Genomic DNA, 16,104 nt, shown 5'->3' with positions numbered 1-16,104 from the left:
AAATTAATTTTCAACGTTTGTTTTTAAAATACCTACCGTTCTGTTGCTTTTTACAAAATATTTTTTCGCTACATTCTGCACATCAGCCACTGTAATTTTATTGTAGTTGGCTGGAGCATTGAACATTTTTTTGTAATCACCAAAGAAAACTTCATAAGTACCGATGTTATTAGATTTCCCATTGATTGTTTCCACCTGAGAATAAAACTCCATCAGTTTTTGATTTTTTATCTTTTGAAGTTCTGTTTCACTAATTCCATTCTTTTTTATTTTTTCAATTTCAGCATAGATTGCATTTTCTAAATCTGTTTCATTTACATTTTTATTGGCAACAGCATAGAAATTGAAAAGATTAGGATCAAAACTATCTCCAAAATCGGTTTGTACCTGAGTTGCTATTTGTTGTTTGTCAACTAATGCCGAATATAATCGAGATGATTGCCCGCTTGAAAGAACGGAACTAAGGATATTCAAGGCATAATAATCTTCATTTTTGGACTCCGGAGTATGATAGGCAATCATTAAATACGGAGTTGCCACCTCTTTCTTCACAGTTATTCTTCGTTCTCCAGTTTGTGCAGGTTCCACAATATGAACTGCAGGTGGTGCAGGTTGCGCTGGAATTGGTTCCAAATACTTCTCGGCAAATCGTTTTACCTGATCCACTTTGATTGCTCCAGAAACTACCACTACGCAGTTATTTGGTGCATAATACGTTTTGAAATAACGTTCTAAATCTTGTTGCGTCCAGTTTTTCATATCGTCTTCATATCCAATAACTGGCCAGTGATAAGGATGTTCTTGAAAAGCAGTTGCTTGAACTGATTGCGATAAAAGTCGCCATGGAGAGTTCTCTAATCCGGTACGTCGTTCGCTTAATACTACACCTCTTTCACTTTCAACCATTTTAGGATCAATGCTCAAACTTGCAATCCTGTCAGCTTCCATATCAAAAATAATTTCTGAGGCCGATGCCGGAAACCAGTCGGTATAAACGGTAACATTTTCAGTGGTATACGCATTATTGGCGCCTCCGTTGAATTCCATTGTTTGGTCAAAAAGTTTAGGACCATATTTTTTAGCTCCATTGAACATCATATGTTCAAAAAAGTGCGAAAGCCCTGTAATTCCTTGGTATTCATTACGGCTACCTACCTTGTAAAATAAATACATGTTGGCATTAGGAATGGAAAAGTCTTCCACGACCAGGAATTTCATACCATTTTTCAGGGTAAACGTTTTTACATCATCTGCTTTCATTTGTGCCCGACCCGTTAAGGCCAGCATAAGAAAAAGAGGCAAGATTATTTTTTTCATACTACATAAATAAATATTAATTAAACATTTTGTTTTTGATTACATCTTAAATTAAGAAAGAATAAATATGGCTGTTGTTTTAAGCTGAACACTTGAAAATAATTCCAATTTACTTCTTGAAAATCGATTTTAATTCTCAGCTAATTTAAAAAAGTTTTTAGTTTAACCAATTTTTTTTAATCTAAGAATTCCCACAAAGCTATCTCTTTAATTGGATTGGTATCCAAATTTCTTCTTCAGAAGTTGGATCATTATTTTTATATTTTTCGCCTAAAATTTCAAAGTGTGGTCTGTCATCCAAAATATAATAAGAATTGGGTAACCAAGTTGTAAAAATATATTGAAAGGTTTGCGGTGCCAAGCTCATATCTCCTTTATAGGTAAAAACCGCATAAAGTCCACTTGCTATTGTAAAAGTGTCCATTTCATCAGGAACTTTGTCAAAATCGGTGACTTCAATCGTTGCCCATTTTTCAAAATCAGTGTTGGAATCAAAATTACTGAAATACAAAGGATTGTAGATTTGCATTGAATAGAGATTTATGCCATTATTATTTTCAATCTCTTTTCGTCTTGGCATAAAGCTTTTCCAAAGTTCCGGCGTTTTATTGTTAGATAAAGACATTGTCATGCGTTTACCGATGATTTTCTTTTCAGCAAGCGTTTCTATTCTGGGTTTCATATGAATAATTTGTTTAATGTATGTTTTGCAATTTTCAAAAATTACTGTTTGTTATTCCTCAAATAAAAGTCAATATATAACCCAGTATTGAACCTCCCAAAACAACTAAAGCACTGTTGATTTTTTTATAATTAAAAGCAATCAGAATACTTATTGTTGCAATTAAGATTTTTCGCCAATCCGTTATTGTTTCTTTGCCCAATTGATAACAAATCGAAACAATTATAGCGATGGAAGCCACATTTACAGCATCCAGAAATACCGAAAAAGGTTTAGAATTCCTCATTTTTTTGACCAATGGATTTAATATCGCGACAAATATAAAAGAGGGTAAAAATATCGCGATAGTCGAAATCACCGAGCACGATATTCCATTTATTTGATATCCTACAAAAGTTACTGCAGAGAAAACAGGACCTGGCGTGAATTGTCCCACTGCAATAGCGTCAATCAATTGGGCGCGGGTGAGTAATCCTTTAGAAACGAGTTCCGCATCCAAAAAAGCAAAAAGCACATAACCGCTTCCATACAAGATTGCTCCTATCTTCAAGAAAATCAGGAATAAATTAAAATTTGTTGCGCTTATCAAAGTCGTTTTTGGAATAGAAAAAAACGCAAGGGGAATCAAACTGTTTGTTTTTATGTCAGAACCGTTATTTTTTAAAGTATATAAAAACAACGCAATGATTCCGGCGCCAAAAAGTAATGCAATTTCATTGTAATGAAGCAATGAAAGTACTAAAACAGCACTTCCTATAATAGCTAACTGAACAGTTTTGAGGGATTTTTGGGCCAGTGGAAAAATAGCAGAAAGAATAATAGCAATTATGGCTGGTTTTATGCCGTATAAAAAAGGTTTCAATTCAGGGAGCTGACCGTATTCTTTATACAGCCAGGCAAAAAATCCCGTTATCAAAACGGCAGGAAAAATAAAGCAAAGTCCGGCAACAATTAATCCCTTCCAGCCTGATTTTTCGTGACCGATATGAATTGCCATTTCAGTGCTGTTGGGGCCCGGAATTAAATTAGTGGCGCCAATTAAATCGAGAAAATGTTGTTCGCTCAGCCATTTTTTTTTGACGACCACGTCTTCCTGCATCATCGAAATATGAACTGCAGGGCCACCAAAACCGATAGTTCCAAGTTTTAAAAATAGTTTGGCAACTTCTTTTAAATTGCTTTTTTCATTCATTCAATATTCTTTTTATTCTATCATTAACGCTCGTCTTCGTCCGGTTCCGATTCCTTTCTAATTGTAGTATCAGTATTAAAGAACTTGGTTACGTCTTTTTTATCCTTCTGATTTTTTTTAATCAAATATAGAATTAAAGCAATTACTCCAACCAAAACTACAGCGATAATAAACCAATTTATTTCCATTGTTTTTTGTTTTTCGTAAAATTACATAAATATAAAAATAATTGAATTTTTGAATATTATAAAATGATTAAATGAAATGTTCGCCGTTATCGTTCCTTCAAGTAATAAAACTATTTAAGAAATAGAAGGAATAGCCTGATTTGTTTTCGAATGAAAAAAAATCAGGCTATTCCATTTTCTTGAAATAAGGTATAAATTAGAATTCGTTTTTGTTGATGTATGGGTAAGTCCAGAGAATTACAGTGAGCGTTACGGCTTTGAACCATGACGAATACATAGCTTCTACAGTTTCTGGATCGTGTCCTTTTTTAGTTAAAAATCCTTTGATGGTTGCAGTAATTGGATAAATAAATGCCGTCATATAGCGATAATGGATTATGGGTGCGGTATCAACATTGTCCGTTTTGTTTTTCTTCGTGCTATGATGTCTCAAAGCAATTTCGTGCTGATAATTTAGCCATGTCTGGTCATAGGGCTTGTTGCAGATGTCCATAATCCATTGTCCAAATCTTGCTCTTACAGCGTTCAGATAAAACGTATTAGGTTGTCCATCCTTTGAAAAATATTGAAGTAAATGTTCATTTCCCCCCACAAAACCGTACCAAAGGTCAAGAATTTCATTGGTTTGATCTTTTAGCACTTGACCCGCAAGTTGCAGATTTTTTTCATCTGCTTCTGTAAACATTACTGTTTTTTTAAGAAGGTCTAATTCAGCAATACTTATAGGTGATTGCCCTACTTGCCCATAGGCATAACCTTTTATTTGCTCTTCCATATTTTCTTATTTAAATCATTAATAACCTCATAAAGTTAATAAGAAATTCTAAGAAAAAGAGCTGATTTCCATATATTTCACTTTCTTACTTACTGATAATCAACAACTAAAGATCTATTTCTCAATAAATACTGACGAGATTGTCAAAGTTAAAGTGTGAAGTCAAATCAAAATTTAAACATATTTGCGTAGTCATTGTCGAATTCTTATCAATTTCTAGAACTGAATTTTTATGATTATCCAGAGGATTCATTTTACCATAATTTAGAATCAAATGCGCAAATGTTACGGTTACTTTAATTACACAAAAAAGGAGAGTTATAAGCTCTCCTTTAGTTATTTTACAATTTTCTAAGCCAGATATTTCTGAATTGGGTTTTGCAGCCGTGTTCTTGTAACGAAATTACATCTTCACCGTGTGGCGAAGGATAATTATGCAAACCCATATAAAGTGTTAATCCATTAATAGTGGCGTTATTTTGGACTAAAACACCATTATGCAATACTGTTATTCTTGCCGGTGCATCTATGTTTCCGTCGGTTTTGAATCGTGGAGCGGTGTAAATAATATCGTATGTATTCCATTCTAAAGGAATTTTCATAGCATTGACCAAAGGCGGATGATCTTTATAAATACTTCCAGCTTGTCCATTGCTGTATGTTCTGTTATTGTAGGAATCCAAAACTTGAAGTTCGTACCTGTTTTGCAAAAAGATACCGCTGTTTCCTCTCCATTGTCCGCCGTCAACAACAACGTCTGGTGCGCTCCACTCTACATGTAATTGACAATCTCCAAATTGCATTTTGGTCTGAATTCCTCCTGAACCGTCTACCACTTCCATATAATCTTTATCAACTATTTTCCACGGAGCTGGTTTTGTAACATCTTTTTGACTAACCCATTGATCTAAGTTTTTACCGTCAAATAAAACAATAGCATCCGAAGGTGCATCTCCCATTTTTTTAGCAGGAGTTATTACTTTCACTTGTGGTTCCCAAATTTCAGTCATTTCAGGTTTCATTGCCATTGGTGATACCGCTGGTGGTGTATTCACGTAGTCGTGTTGCGCCATTGCAATGGTCATTGAAAATAAAGTGATGCTTAAAAAATAGTTTCTAATGGTATTTGGTTTCATAAATAGTTTGATTTGGTTTGAAAAGTATAAATTTAGAATAAAATCGTTTTGTTTTACATTGAGGGGAAAAAAAGTTTTCTTCTTCAAAACTCAGGATTATATGGGAGAGAATATATAGACAATAAATTACTCCGTTTACAAATATCTAACTAAACCATATCCAATTAGTGCCCCGAACGCCATCCATACAAATCTTTGTTTACTGTTCATATCAACTGATTTCGAATCAATTATTTCATCATTTTTTAGCAACTCAATTTTTAATTTTTTAACCTTAAATAATTCATAATTGGATTTGAGAATAAAATGGTTTGATTTAATGGTAAAATGATGTTCAGCGCCAGTAACTGAGAATTTTTTAGAAACTTTTTCTCCATTTACTACTACAGTTTCTTTTCCAAAAATGGAATTTAAAAATTCAATTTTATTATTGTCGATAGTGAATTCCGCGTATTTCATTGTTTTGTAATTTTTAATATTTGCAGTCATGAAATGAATTTTTTCACTGTTGAGTTTTTTATATATTCCAATTTTTTTCAATATATTTTATTTTCCATTTTCCTTCTATTTTTTCTAGATATATTGAATTACCATAGCTTTGTTCATTATTGGAGTAATGATCAAATTCTAAATATGCTTTATTATTATCTTTGGAAAAGATGGGAATAGAAAATTGAATATATTGTTCAATTATTTTTAAATTTCTAGTTAATTCTACAGTTTTAAACTTTTGAGTAATACTTTTTGGAATTTTGAATGTTTTAATAGTTGCATTTTGACTAAGAATATCTAGAGAATCCTTTATTTGGAAAAATGAATTGTTAATTGGTTTTGATTTGTTTATTTTTTCTATGCAAACTTCTCCTTGGTTTGCAAAGGATCTTTCAGGAAGTTTTATTGCTGTTATCTTGTTATTAGGTTCCGTTTCTTCAAAACACCTAGTATTAACTATAACTTTTTTTAAGTCTAAACATATTGGAAGTTCTTTTTCAGTTGGAAAATCCCTTGTCATTTCTAAACCTTTTTTTTCAATTAAAGTTTGAATAATACTGACCGTTTCTGTCTCGCGGATTAAATCTTCATTCTTTTTGTTAGTGCAACTTAACAGAGTTAAAATAAATAGTAATAAAATATTTTTCATTTTTTTATTTAATTATTGATTGTAACTTATTCTGAATTACTTTTTTGTTGAGTTTTTTAATAAAATGGCAAGTAACGTCAGTCTGTATAATAACCTAAATCAACCTTTTGAGAAATGTCTATTTGAGATTTTTCAAAGTACCAAACTCTTTTTCGATTTCCGAACGGAAATCGGGTAAAACCCAAGCACTTCAATTGCTACAAACCGCTGTTGTGTGCAGTTTATTTTAGAACATTTCTATACCATTGAAAGTTTGGTGAAATATAATTAGTTATGTCAATTTTATTCGAGGTAATTGTTGGATTAACATTAATTACGGAAGTCTCATTATCAATTTTAATAGTATGTATGCTTTCAAAATTTACTACGTCTTTGTGCTGAATTTTAAATTGATATGTATCAGGCATAAGATAAAGTACTACATATTCATTTGACCGAAGTTGACCAAGTGCTTTGCCATTAATCCAAATGTTTAAACTTGCTGAATCATCTATTTTATTTAAAGCGCCAGCACCATTATAAATTAAAATTTTTCCATTACCATATTTATACACTTCAGGGCTTGTGGAAGTTCTAATTAAATTATATTCTGAATTAATTGGTTTTAATGAGCTACAAGCTGAAAATATTAATAACATTAATATTAATATAGTTATTCTTTGTTTCATAAGTGTTTGTTAAGAAAATTGCATACAACTTGAACATAGGCGCCAAATATGGCTCGATTAGCGCAAGTTTGTTTTGCTTTACGTTCCTTCAAATATATTTATTTTTTCTTACAAATTATCAAACCGCTATTTATTTTCTGAAAACTTTTCTTACCTAAATAGTGATATTAAAATCAATTCGCCATCGCAACCGCGTGAGGGATGGAAGCGGCATCCTTTCCTTTTTCTTTAAAAAGGAAAGATACAGCGTACAGCCCGACCCCGGACGGAGTTTACGGAGGATGGGTCACGCCCAAAAAAAGGTTTAGACAAAATAAAATAATATCTTTGGTTTAGCAATACAAGCTACTATTGTACTAAAAATTATCATAATATTAGCAAAGAACCGTTGCGAAAATCAGTAAATTGGCACTTTCAATTACAACTTTTGAATACTTGCTTAAAAACTTATGGATAAAATAAAAATACTTTGGGTGGATGATGAAATCGACCTTTTGAAACCACATATATTATTTCTGGAAAAGAAGAATTACGAGGTAACTACTTGTAATAACGGTCGTGATGCGATTGATATTTTTGACGAAAACAATTTTGATATTGTTTTTCTGGACGAAAATATGCCCGGAATGAGCGGTTTGGAAACACTTTCGGAGATGAAAGAGAAAAAATCTTCGGTTCCCATGATTATGATTACCAAAAGTGAGGAGGAATACATCATGGAGGAAGCGATTGGCTCTAAAATTGCCGATTATTTGATCAAACCCGTGAATCCGAATCAGATTTTGTTGAGTTTGAAGAAAAATCTGGATCATTCCCGATTGATTTCGCAAAAAACAACGTTGGATTATCAGAAGGAATTTAGAAAAATCACCATGGAAATGTCGATGGTAAATTCCTATGAAGACTGGGTAGAATTGTATAAAAAATTGATTTTTTGGGAATTGGAATTGGAGAATATCAACGATCAGAGCATGGTTGAAATTCTGGAATCCCAAAAGGCGGAAGCCAATTCGCAATTTGGAAAATTCATAGAGCGCAATTATGAGGATTGGTTTGCGCCAAAAGCGGATAAACCGGTGCAATCACATACTTTATTCAGAGAATTAGTGGTGCCGGAAATCGTCAAAAAAGACAAACCAATTCTATTTGTTGTAATTGATAATTTGCGTTACGATCAATGGAAAACTTTTGAAAGCGTGGTAGCTAATTATTACAAACTGGAAAAAGAAGTACCATATTACGCTATTCTTCCTACGGCTACGCAATATGCAAGAAATGCTATTTTCTCTGGTTTGACCCCTCTTGAAATGGAAAAACAGTTTCCGCAGTATTGGAAAAATGATCCGGAAGAAGGCGGAAAAAACCTGTATGAAGCCGAATTTTTGACGGCACAGCTGAAACGATTAGGTTTAAACATCAAGGAAGATTACTTTAAAATCACCAATCTTGCCGGAGGTAAAAAACTGGTTGAAGGTTTTAAAGCATTAAAAAATAATGATTTGGTTACCGTAGTTTACAACTTTGTGGATATGCTTTCGCATGCCAAAACAGAGATGGATGTAGTAAAAGAACTTGCATCGGATGATAAAGCATATCGCTCGCTGACGTTGAGTTGGTTTAAAAACTCTCCATTGTTGGAGATTATTCAGCAGGCTCAAAAATTAGGTTTCAAATTGATTTTGACTACGGACCACGGAACGATAAACGTAAAAAATCCATCGAAAGTGGTGGGTGATAAAAATACCAGTTTGAATTTGCGTTACAAAACGGGACGCAGTCTGACATACGAACACAAAGATGTTTATGCTGTGAAAGAACCAAAAAATATTGGTTTGCCTACCATAAATATGAGCAGTTCTTATATTTTTGCAAAAAATGATTTGTTTCTGGCGTATGTCAATAACTACAATCATTATGTGAGTTATTATAAAAATACGTATCAGCACGGCGGAATTTCATTGGAAGAAATGATTATCCCTTTCTTAGTTTTTAACCCGAAATAAAAAAAGTGGTCAGTTTGCAATGGTCAGTTTGCAGAAAAGCGAGAACTGAACACTAATTACTGAACACTGAACACTTAAATTATGAATGTTACTTTTTCTTTAGATCAACTCGAGGAAGTTGCGCAAAAAATTATAACGGAGAACCCCAATAAAGTGATTCTTTTTCATGGCGAAATGGGCGTTGGAAAAACAACTTTGATTAAACAATTGTGTAAAACACTTGGTGTTACTGATGCTACCAGCAGTCCAACTTTCTCTTTAGTTAACGAATACAAAACTGCTAAAAATCAAACTGTTTACCATTTTGATTTTTATAGGTTAAATAGCGAAACAGAAGCTATGGATATGGGAATTGATGATTACCTTTATTCGGGGAATTGGTGTTTTATTGAATGGGCTGAAAAAATTCCAAATCTGATTCCTGAAGCACATTCTGTTATTACTATTGAGTTGCTTTCGGATGGAAAACGTTCGTTAGAATTAAGTTAAATTATATTTATGAGTTTAGAAAATACCGTAGAAATTATTCCTTTTTCAACAGATTTAAAGGAACATATTAAAACACTAAATTTAGAATGGCTGAAGAAATATTTCAAAGTGGAACCCAAAGACGAAATCGTACTTTCTAATCCACAAAGTGAAATTATTGATAAAGGCGGAATGATATTTTATGCTAAATACAATAATCAAATCATAGGTACCGTTTCATTGATAAAAATAGATGACTTTACTTTTGAATTGAGTAAAATGGCGGTTACAGATACGATTCAGGGTTTAGGAATTGGTAAAAAAATAATGGAACATTGTCTGGCTGTTGCCAAAGAAGAAGGCATTCAAAAACTTATTTTGTACTCAAATAGAAGTTTACTGCCCGCTATCCATTTATATGAAAAATATGGTTTTATAGAAATAGCATTAGAAGATGGAGTTTATGAAAGAGCCGATATAAAAATGGAAAGAATCATCATCTAAATTTTAAAATAACTACTACTGTACTTATCATCGCTACAATTGCGTTTTTCTAAAACTTTTGCGTAAATTGTACCACAAATTAACAATTAAAATGTCAATTACTATAACTCCATTCACAAAGCAACAGCTATTACCTCAAGAAGAAAAATTGGAAATAGCGAGACAAAAAAGCGAACTTTTTATTGGAATCCCAAAAGAGACCAGCTATCAGGAACGCCGGATTTGTCTTACTCCAGATGCTGTAAATTCGTTGACCTTTCACGGACACAGAGTGATGATTGAAGCTGGTGCAGGACAAAGTTCCAGTTATTCTGATAAAGAGTATTGTGATGCCGGTGCAGAGGTTACAAATGACACCAAGAAAGTATTTAGCTGCCCGATGATCCTAAAAGTTGAGCCAGCCACTACAGCCGAAATTCAAATGATGAATCCGGAAACGATTCTGATTTCGGCAATTCAATTGAAAACTAGAAAAAAAGCATATTTCGAAGCTTTAACTAAGAAAAAAATCACCGCTCTTGCTTTTGAATACATAAAGGATGAAGATGGGACTTATCCCGCAGTCAAATCACTAAGCGAAATAGCCGGTACTGCATCTATATTAATTGCTGCTGAACTGATGATTACCAATGAATTCGGAAAAGGATTGTTGTTCGGCAATATTACCGGCGTCCCTCCTACTGATGTTGTTATTTTGGGCGCAGGAACTGTGGGTGAATTTGCAGCTAAAACCGCGATAGGTTTAGGTGCAAATGTGAAAGTATTTGACAATTCCATTACAAAGTTACGTCGTTTACAAAACAATTTAAACCAACGAATTTTTACTTCTACCATTCAGCCAAAATCTTTGTTAAAAGCCTTGCGACGTTGTGATGTGGCGATTGGAGCCATGAGAGGAAAAGAACGTTGCCCCGTTATAGTTACAGAAACAATGGTCGAACACATGAAAAATGGTGCCGTAATTGTTGATGTCAGCATTGATACCGGAGGTTGTTTTGAGACTTCAGAAGTGACCTCACATGAGAATCCCACATTTATCAAAAACAATGTTTTGCATTATTGTGTACCTAATATTCCTTCCCGATATTCAAAAACAGCTTCTCTTTCCATAAGCAATATTATTACCCCGTATCTAATGCAAATTGCTGAAGATGGCGGTATTGAGGCTGCTATTCGTTGTGACAAAGGCCTAAGAAACGGTGTGTATTTGTATCACGGAATTCTCACCAACAAAGCAATTGGCGACTGGTTTGATTTACCGGATAAGGACATCAATTTAATTGTTTTTTAAGCAAACTTTCTTTTACCTTTGCCAAAAAATTGATTCATGAAATTTGTACATCGTTTTGCTTATTACCTTATTGGTTTAATTATGGGATTATTCTTTGTTGCTGCTATCTTTAGCGGAAAAGACACTCGTTGTAATTATTTTCCAAATGCCAGAGTTTTGAATGATTTAAGAAATAAACCTTTCTATTATTCCGATAAAGCATCCCAAATATTAGCTGAAAAATGGATGGACACCACCGATATAAAAAATACATTGAAATTTGGCGATGTTGATTTCGACAAAAGTAATGTAGAGCTTAAAAAAGGGAAATTGTACATTATTGAAGGTCAAACTACAAAAAAACAGGAAATCACACTTAAAGTGATTAATTACAGTGACAAAGCCGTTTTAGAGGATATTATAAAAAAATAGAAACTCTAAATAATTGTTCTATTTGGGCGTGACCCTGCAGATTGCTTCGTCATTCCTCCTCGCAACTTCGGGTCGTGCTGTACGTTCCCGCTTTTTTTCAAAAGGCTGAAGCGCCTTTCAAAATAAGAGCTCCACTGCCATCACTCACGCGGAACGATCTGAAATTCAAGTATTTACATCTTTAAAAATATTTTTAATCTGCTGAAATCCAGTCGATTGTTTTTATTCCGTTTTGTTTTAAATACGCATTCGTTTTGCTGAAATGTTTGTTCCCAAACCATTTTCCCTGATTAGCACTCATCGGTGACGGATGTCCGGACTCTAAAACCAAATGTTTATTTCGATCAATTTTTAGTCCTTTTTTGTGCGCAAAATTCCCCCAAAGCAAGAAAACGACATGTTCCTTTTCTTCTGAAATTTTCTGAATTACATCGTCCGTAAAAAGATTCCATTTTAAATGTTTATGACTATTCGGATTGTCTTCTCTTACTGTCAGCGAAGCGTTCAGCAATAAAACACCCTGTTTTGCCCAAGCTTCTAAATTACCCGAAACCGGCATAAAAATAGTTCCTAAATCATCACTAAGTTCTCTAAAGATATTCCGTAAAGATGGCGGAATCCGAACACCGTCATTGACGGAGAAGCACAAACCATTAGCCTCGCCTTTCCCATGATACGGATCTTGGCCTATAATAACCACTTTTACATCTTTGAAAGTACAATAATTAAAAGCAGCAAAAATCAATTCTTTGGGCGGATAGCAAGTATGATTCTTGTATTCCTCATCGACAAATTCCATTAAATCCTGAAAATAGGGTTTTTGAATTTCGTCTAACAAAATGGATTGCCATTCCGGATTAAGATTGATTTGCATAGTTAAATATTTATAAAGCAAAGATACAGAGAGAATCCTTTTTTTTTATCCTAAAATGCATAATAAACATTCATTAATTCTTTGTGAAAGTCTGTTAAATAGTCTTAACTATTAGCTATTTTTGTCTTGAAAAGAATAATACGATAAATGATATCCATCACCGAAAAAACATTACAAGATTTACAATTTCCAACCGTTCTCGAAACCATTTCGACGATTTGTAATACTGATATTGGTAAACAAAAAGCACTTGAAATAACTCCTTTTAAAGACAAGGACTCTTTGATGCAGGCATTAATGCAAACATCAGAGTATGTTTCGTCTTTCCAAAATAATAATGCAATTCCCAATCATGGTTTTGATGCTATTACCCATGAAATTAGATTTTTGGCAATAGAAGACAGTTTTCTTGAAGTAGGCAGTTTTAGAAAAATAGCGACTATTTCATCCACTTCTAATTTTCTGTTGAATTTCCTAAAAAAATTCGAAGATTATTATCCCAATTTAAATGCGAGAGCAAACCAAGTTGAACTGACCAAAGATATCATCACGATGGTTGATGAAGTGGTCGATAAATATGGCGAAATCAAAGACAATGCCGCACCGGATTTATTGAATATTCGCAGAAGTATGAATGCAGTGCGTGGTAAAGTCAATCAGAGTTTTGGTACTGCTTTAACTCAATACAACGCTTTAGGATATTTAGATGATATCAAAGAGAGTTTTGTTCAAAATCGTCGAGTTTTGGCGGTTTTAGCAATGTATAGACGTAAAGTAAAAGGATCGATTCTTGGGAGTTCAAAAACAGGAAGCATTGCTTATATCGAACCAGAAGCTACCTTGAATTATTCCAGAGAATTGAGTAATTTAGAATATGAGGAAAAAGAGGAAATTACCAGAATTTTAAAACAACTATCAAATAGAATTCGTCCTTTTTTACCCTTGCTTATTCAATACCAGGATTTTCTTAGTGACATTGATGTAATTGCCGCTAAAGCAAAATATGCAAATAAAATCAATGGAATTTTGCCAACAATTACAGAGGATCGCCGCGTTTATTTTAGAGATGCCTTCCATCCTATTCTGTATTTGAACAACAAACAAAAAAACGAAATTACACATCCGCAGACAATTGAATTAAGTCAAGAAAGCAGAATTATTGTAATTTCAGGACCAAATGCCGGAGGAAAAACAATCTCATTAAAAACGGTTGGATTACTCCAACTAATGCTGCAATCCGGAATGTTAATTCCAGTTCACGAACGTAGTGAAACATTTTTGTTTGATCGTATTTTAACAGATATTGGAGATAATCAATCTATTGAAAATCATCTCAGTACCTACAGTTACCGATTAAAGAACATGAATTACTTCTTGAAAAAATGTAATAAGAAAACAATGTTCCTGATTGATGAATTTGGTACCGGTTCTGATCCAGAATTGGGAGGTGCATTAGCCGAAATTTTCTTAGAAGAGTTCTATCATCGCGAAGCTTTCGGGATCATAACAACGCATTATTCGAATCTTAAAATTCTAGCAAATGAATTGCCTTATGCCACAAATGCCAATATGCTTTTCGACGAAAAAACATTAGAACCATTGTACAAATTGGTTTTAGGACAAGCGGGAAGTTCTTTTACATTTGAAGTTGCCTTAAAAAACGGAATCCCATTTAGTTTAATCAATCGTGCCAAAAAGAAAATTGAAGTAGGAAAAGTACGTTTCGATAAAACGATTGCTACCCTTCAAAAGGAGCGTTCAAAAATGGAGAAAACTTCTCAAACGCTGAAAGAAGAAGAAACCAAAGCGCGGGAAGAAGGAAGGAAAATGGAAACCATCAATGTGAAAATCAAGCAAAAACTGGAAAGCTATCAAGAATTATACGACAGCAATCAGAAAACGATATACATTGGCCAAAAAATTGAAGATATAGCTGAGAAATATTTTAATAACAAAAGCAAAAAGGACCTTATTGGTGAGTTTTTGAAAATTATTGAAATTGAAAATTCAAAACGAAAAAAAGTGACACCCAAAGAAACGAAAGCACTGATTGAACAGAAAAAAGTAGTGATTGAAGAGGTTACTGTCAAGGTTGAAGAAATCAGAAAAGAAAAGAAAGAGAAAAAACTAAAAGTAGTGGTTGAAAAGCCGAAACCGATTCTAAAAGTCGGTGATCGCGTTCGAATGTCAGATGGAAAAGCAGTGGGAAGCATTGATAAGATTGAGAAAAACAAAGCGGTGGTAAATTACGGTGTGTTTACCTCTAAAGTAAGCCTTGAATCACTAGAATTCGTTGAAGCGGGTAAGAAGTAAGCGGTAATCTGTTTACGTAAGTCATTGCGAGGAACGAAGCAAACGCACTAACAAGAGCACAAATTGAGCAACTAAATGAGATTGCTTCGTTCCCCGCGATGACAAATACAAATAAAAATATGAAACCTGGATTTATCTATATCATCACTAATAAATACCAAACCGTAGTATATACAGGCGTTACTTCAAATCTTCCGCAAAGAATTTTGGAACACAAAGAGAAAAGATATCCTAGTTCATTTTCTGCTCGCTATAATTTGGATATATTAGTATATTTTGAACAATTTCAATGGATTGGTGATGCAATAGCTAGAGAAAAACTAATAAAAGCAGGTTCAAGAGAAACAAAAAATGAATTAATTCGTTCTTTAAATCCAACTTGGCAAGATTTATTTGAAGAAATTAAAAATATAATGACAGAATGATTCTTAAAGAATTTGACCGACTAACAAAAAGAAGTGTTGAGCAACCAAATGCGATTGCTTCGTTCCTCGCAATGACAAACAATGGAAAACTTACCTAAAAACAAAAAAATAATTCTTTTCGATGGCGTTTGTAATCTCTGCGATGCTGCAGTTCAATTTGTCATTAAGCATGACAAAAAAGATGATTTTAGATTTGTGGCGTTGCAATCTGATTTAGGTCAGGAAATCATCAAACACATAGGAATAAATACTAAAAATATAGATAGTATCATTTTATACGAACCGGGAATCGCCTATTATTATAAATCCGAAGCTGTCTTGGAAATTGCAAAAAACTTAAGTGGAATTTTTTATTTTGCAACAATTTTTAAAATTCTCCCTACCAAATTAAGAGACCAGATTTACGATTATATTGCCAAAAATCGTTACAAATGGTATGGAAAGAAAGAGAGTTGTATGATTCCTACAAAGGAGCTGAAATCTAAGTTTTTAGAATAAAATAGACTGTCATGATAATTATCATAAATTATATTTTGAAGGAAATCTAAATTTGAATAACCTTAAAATTTAAATTATGAAAGACACATCACTTTTTTCTTGGGATAATGGATCATTTATAATGATTGTCGTTTTCGGTCTAGTGGTAATGGGAATAGTTGCTGCTGTGCTTATTATGATGTATTCCGATACCAAAAAGAAATAATATCGTAAAAAAA

At 33.3% G+C, this 16,104-nt stretch carries 19 protein-coding genes; 9 read left to right on the top strand and 10 right to left on the bottom strand.

Annotated elements, in window-relative coordinates:
• Positions 1 to 3: 3 nt before the first annotated feature.
• The 9 genes from BUC23_RS08875 to BUC23_RS08840 form a co-directional block, all read right to left on the bottom strand.
• Complete coding sequence (locus BUC23_RS08875; protein WP_073208618.1) at positions 4 to 1,317, bottom strand: M16 family metallopeptidase; 1,314 nt, start codon at positions 1,315 to 1,317, stop codon at positions 4 to 6.
• Positions 1,318 to 1,516: 199 nt separating this feature from the next.
• On the bottom strand, positions 1,517 to 1,999 hold the full coding sequence (locus tag BUC23_RS08870; RefSeq protein ID WP_073208616.1) for a GyrI-like domain-containing protein: 483 nt from the start codon (positions 1,997 to 1,999) through the stop codon (positions 1,517 to 1,519).
• 58 nt (positions 2,000 to 2,057) lie between these two features.
• Complete coding sequence (gene chrA / locus BUC23_RS08865; RefSeq protein ID WP_073208614.1) at positions 2,058 to 3,191, bottom strand: chromate efflux transporter; 1,134 nt, start codon at positions 3,189 to 3,191, stop codon at positions 2,058 to 2,060.
• A 23-nt stretch (positions 3,192 to 3,214) separates the two neighbouring features.
• Complete coding sequence (locus BUC23_RS17480; protein ID WP_167365567.1) at positions 3,215 to 3,379, bottom strand: hypothetical protein; 165 nt, start codon at positions 3,377 to 3,379, stop codon at positions 3,215 to 3,217.
• Positions 3,380 to 3,575: 196 nt separating this feature from the next.
• Positions 3,576 to 4,154 carry a protoglobin domain-containing protein gene (locus BUC23_RS08860; RefSeq protein WP_073208612.1) on the bottom strand — a complete coding sequence of 193 codons (579 nt, stop codon included), beginning with the start codon at positions 4,152 to 4,154 and terminating at the stop codon, positions 3,576 to 3,578.
• A 341-nt stretch (positions 4,155 to 4,495) separates the two neighbouring features.
• A complete protein-coding gene (locus BUC23_RS08855; protein ID WP_073208610.1) occupies positions 4,496 to 5,290 on the bottom strand; it encodes a 3-keto-disaccharide hydrolase in 795 nt (264 codons plus the stop codon).
• Between the two features lie 135 nt (positions 5,291 to 5,425).
• Complete coding sequence (locus BUC23_RS08850) at positions 5,426 to 5,779, bottom strand: hypothetical protein (RefSeq protein ID WP_139259807.1); 354 nt, start codon at positions 5,777 to 5,779, stop codon at positions 5,426 to 5,428.
• Positions 5,780 to 5,807: 28 nt separating this feature from the next.
• Positions 5,808 to 6,431, bottom strand: coding sequence for a hypothetical protein (locus BUC23_RS08845; protein ID WP_073208606.1), 624 nt, complete (start codon positions 6,429 to 6,431; stop codon positions 5,808 to 5,810).
• Between the two features lie 221 nt (positions 6,432 to 6,652).
• Positions 6,653 to 7,099 carry a hypothetical protein gene (locus BUC23_RS08840; RefSeq protein WP_073208604.1) on the bottom strand — a complete coding sequence of 149 codons (447 nt, stop codon included), beginning with the start codon at positions 7,097 to 7,099 and terminating at the stop codon, positions 6,653 to 6,655.
• A 449-nt stretch (positions 7,100 to 7,548) separates the two neighbouring features.
• Between BUC23_RS08840 and porX the strand changes: the two genes are divergently transcribed.
• The 5 genes from porX to BUC23_RS08815 all read left to right on the top strand — a co-directional run bounded on the left by porX (position 7,549) and on the right by BUC23_RS08815 (position 11,776).
• A complete protein-coding gene (gene porX / locus BUC23_RS08835) occupies positions 7,549 to 9,102 on the top strand; it encodes a T9SS response regulator signal transducer PorX (protein ID WP_073208601.1) in 1,554 nt (517 codons plus the stop codon).
• A gap of 81 nt (positions 9,103 to 9,183) precedes the next feature.
• A complete protein-coding gene (gene tsaE / locus BUC23_RS08830) occupies positions 9,184 to 9,591 on the top strand; it encodes a tRNA (adenosine(37)-N6)-threonylcarbamoyltransferase complex ATPase subunit type 1 TsaE (RefSeq protein WP_073208599.1) in 408 nt (135 codons plus the stop codon).
• Positions 9,592 to 9,600: 9 nt separating this feature from the next.
• Positions 9,601 to 10,074 carry a GNAT family N-acetyltransferase gene (locus BUC23_RS08825; protein ID WP_073208596.1) on the top strand — a complete coding sequence of 158 codons (474 nt, stop codon included), beginning with the start codon at positions 9,601 to 9,603 and terminating at the stop codon, positions 10,072 to 10,074.
• Positions 10,075 to 10,165: 91 nt separating this feature from the next.
• Positions 10,166 to 11,365 (top strand): alanine dehydrogenase, encoded by a 1,200-nt coding sequence (locus BUC23_RS08820; RefSeq protein WP_073208594.1) that lies wholly within the window; start codon positions 10,166 to 10,168, stop codon positions 11,363 to 11,365.
• Positions 11,366 to 11,401: 36 nt separating this feature from the next.
• A complete protein-coding gene (locus tag BUC23_RS08815) occupies positions 11,402 to 11,776 on the top strand; it encodes a DUF4258 domain-containing protein (protein WP_073208591.1) in 375 nt (124 codons plus the stop codon).
• Between the two features lie 193 nt (positions 11,777 to 11,969).
• On the opposite strand, the gene ung is transcribed toward BUC23_RS08815, so the two are convergent.
• Positions 11,970 to 12,650 carry a uracil-DNA glycosylase gene (ung, locus tag BUC23_RS08810; RefSeq protein WP_073208589.1) on the bottom strand — a complete coding sequence of 227 codons (681 nt, stop codon included), beginning with the start codon at positions 12,648 to 12,650 and terminating at the stop codon, positions 11,970 to 11,972.
• 147 nt (positions 12,651 to 12,797) lie between these two features.
• Here ung and BUC23_RS08805 point away from each other — a divergent pair, with 147 nt between their 5' ends.
• The 4 genes from BUC23_RS08805 (at position 12,798) to BUC23_RS17775 (ending at position 16,091) form a co-directional block, all read left to right on the top strand.
• On the top strand, positions 12,798 to 14,963 hold the full coding sequence (locus tag BUC23_RS08805; protein ID WP_073208587.1) for an endonuclease MutS2: 2,166 nt from the start codon (positions 12,798 to 12,800) through the stop codon (positions 14,961 to 14,963).
• 119 nt (positions 14,964 to 15,082) lie between these two features.
• Positions 15,083 to 15,388 (top strand): GIY-YIG nuclease family protein, encoded by a 306-nt coding sequence (locus BUC23_RS08800; RefSeq protein ID WP_073208889.1) that lies wholly within the window; start codon positions 15,083 to 15,085, stop codon positions 15,386 to 15,388.
• Between the two features lie 81 nt (positions 15,389 to 15,469).
• Positions 15,470 to 15,886, top strand: coding sequence for a thiol-disulfide oxidoreductase DCC family protein (locus BUC23_RS08795; protein WP_073208584.1), 417 nt, complete (start codon positions 15,470 to 15,472; stop codon positions 15,884 to 15,886).
• Positions 15,887 to 15,962: 76 nt separating this feature from the next.
• On the top strand, positions 15,963 to 16,091 hold the full coding sequence (locus BUC23_RS17775) for a hypothetical protein (protein WP_279625681.1): 129 nt from the start codon (positions 15,963 to 15,965) through the stop codon (positions 16,089 to 16,091).
• Positions 16,092 to 16,104: the final 13 nt, after the last annotated feature.

The sequence above is a fragment of the Flavobacterium xinjiangense genome (assembly GCF_900142885.1).
Taxonomy (GTDB): Bacteria; Bacteroidota; Bacteroidia; order Flavobacteriales; family Flavobacteriaceae; genus Flavobacterium; species Flavobacterium xinjiangense.
The sequence above is the reverse complement of the archived record's forward strand: the minus strand, read 5'-3'. Positions and strand labels throughout refer to the sequence as shown.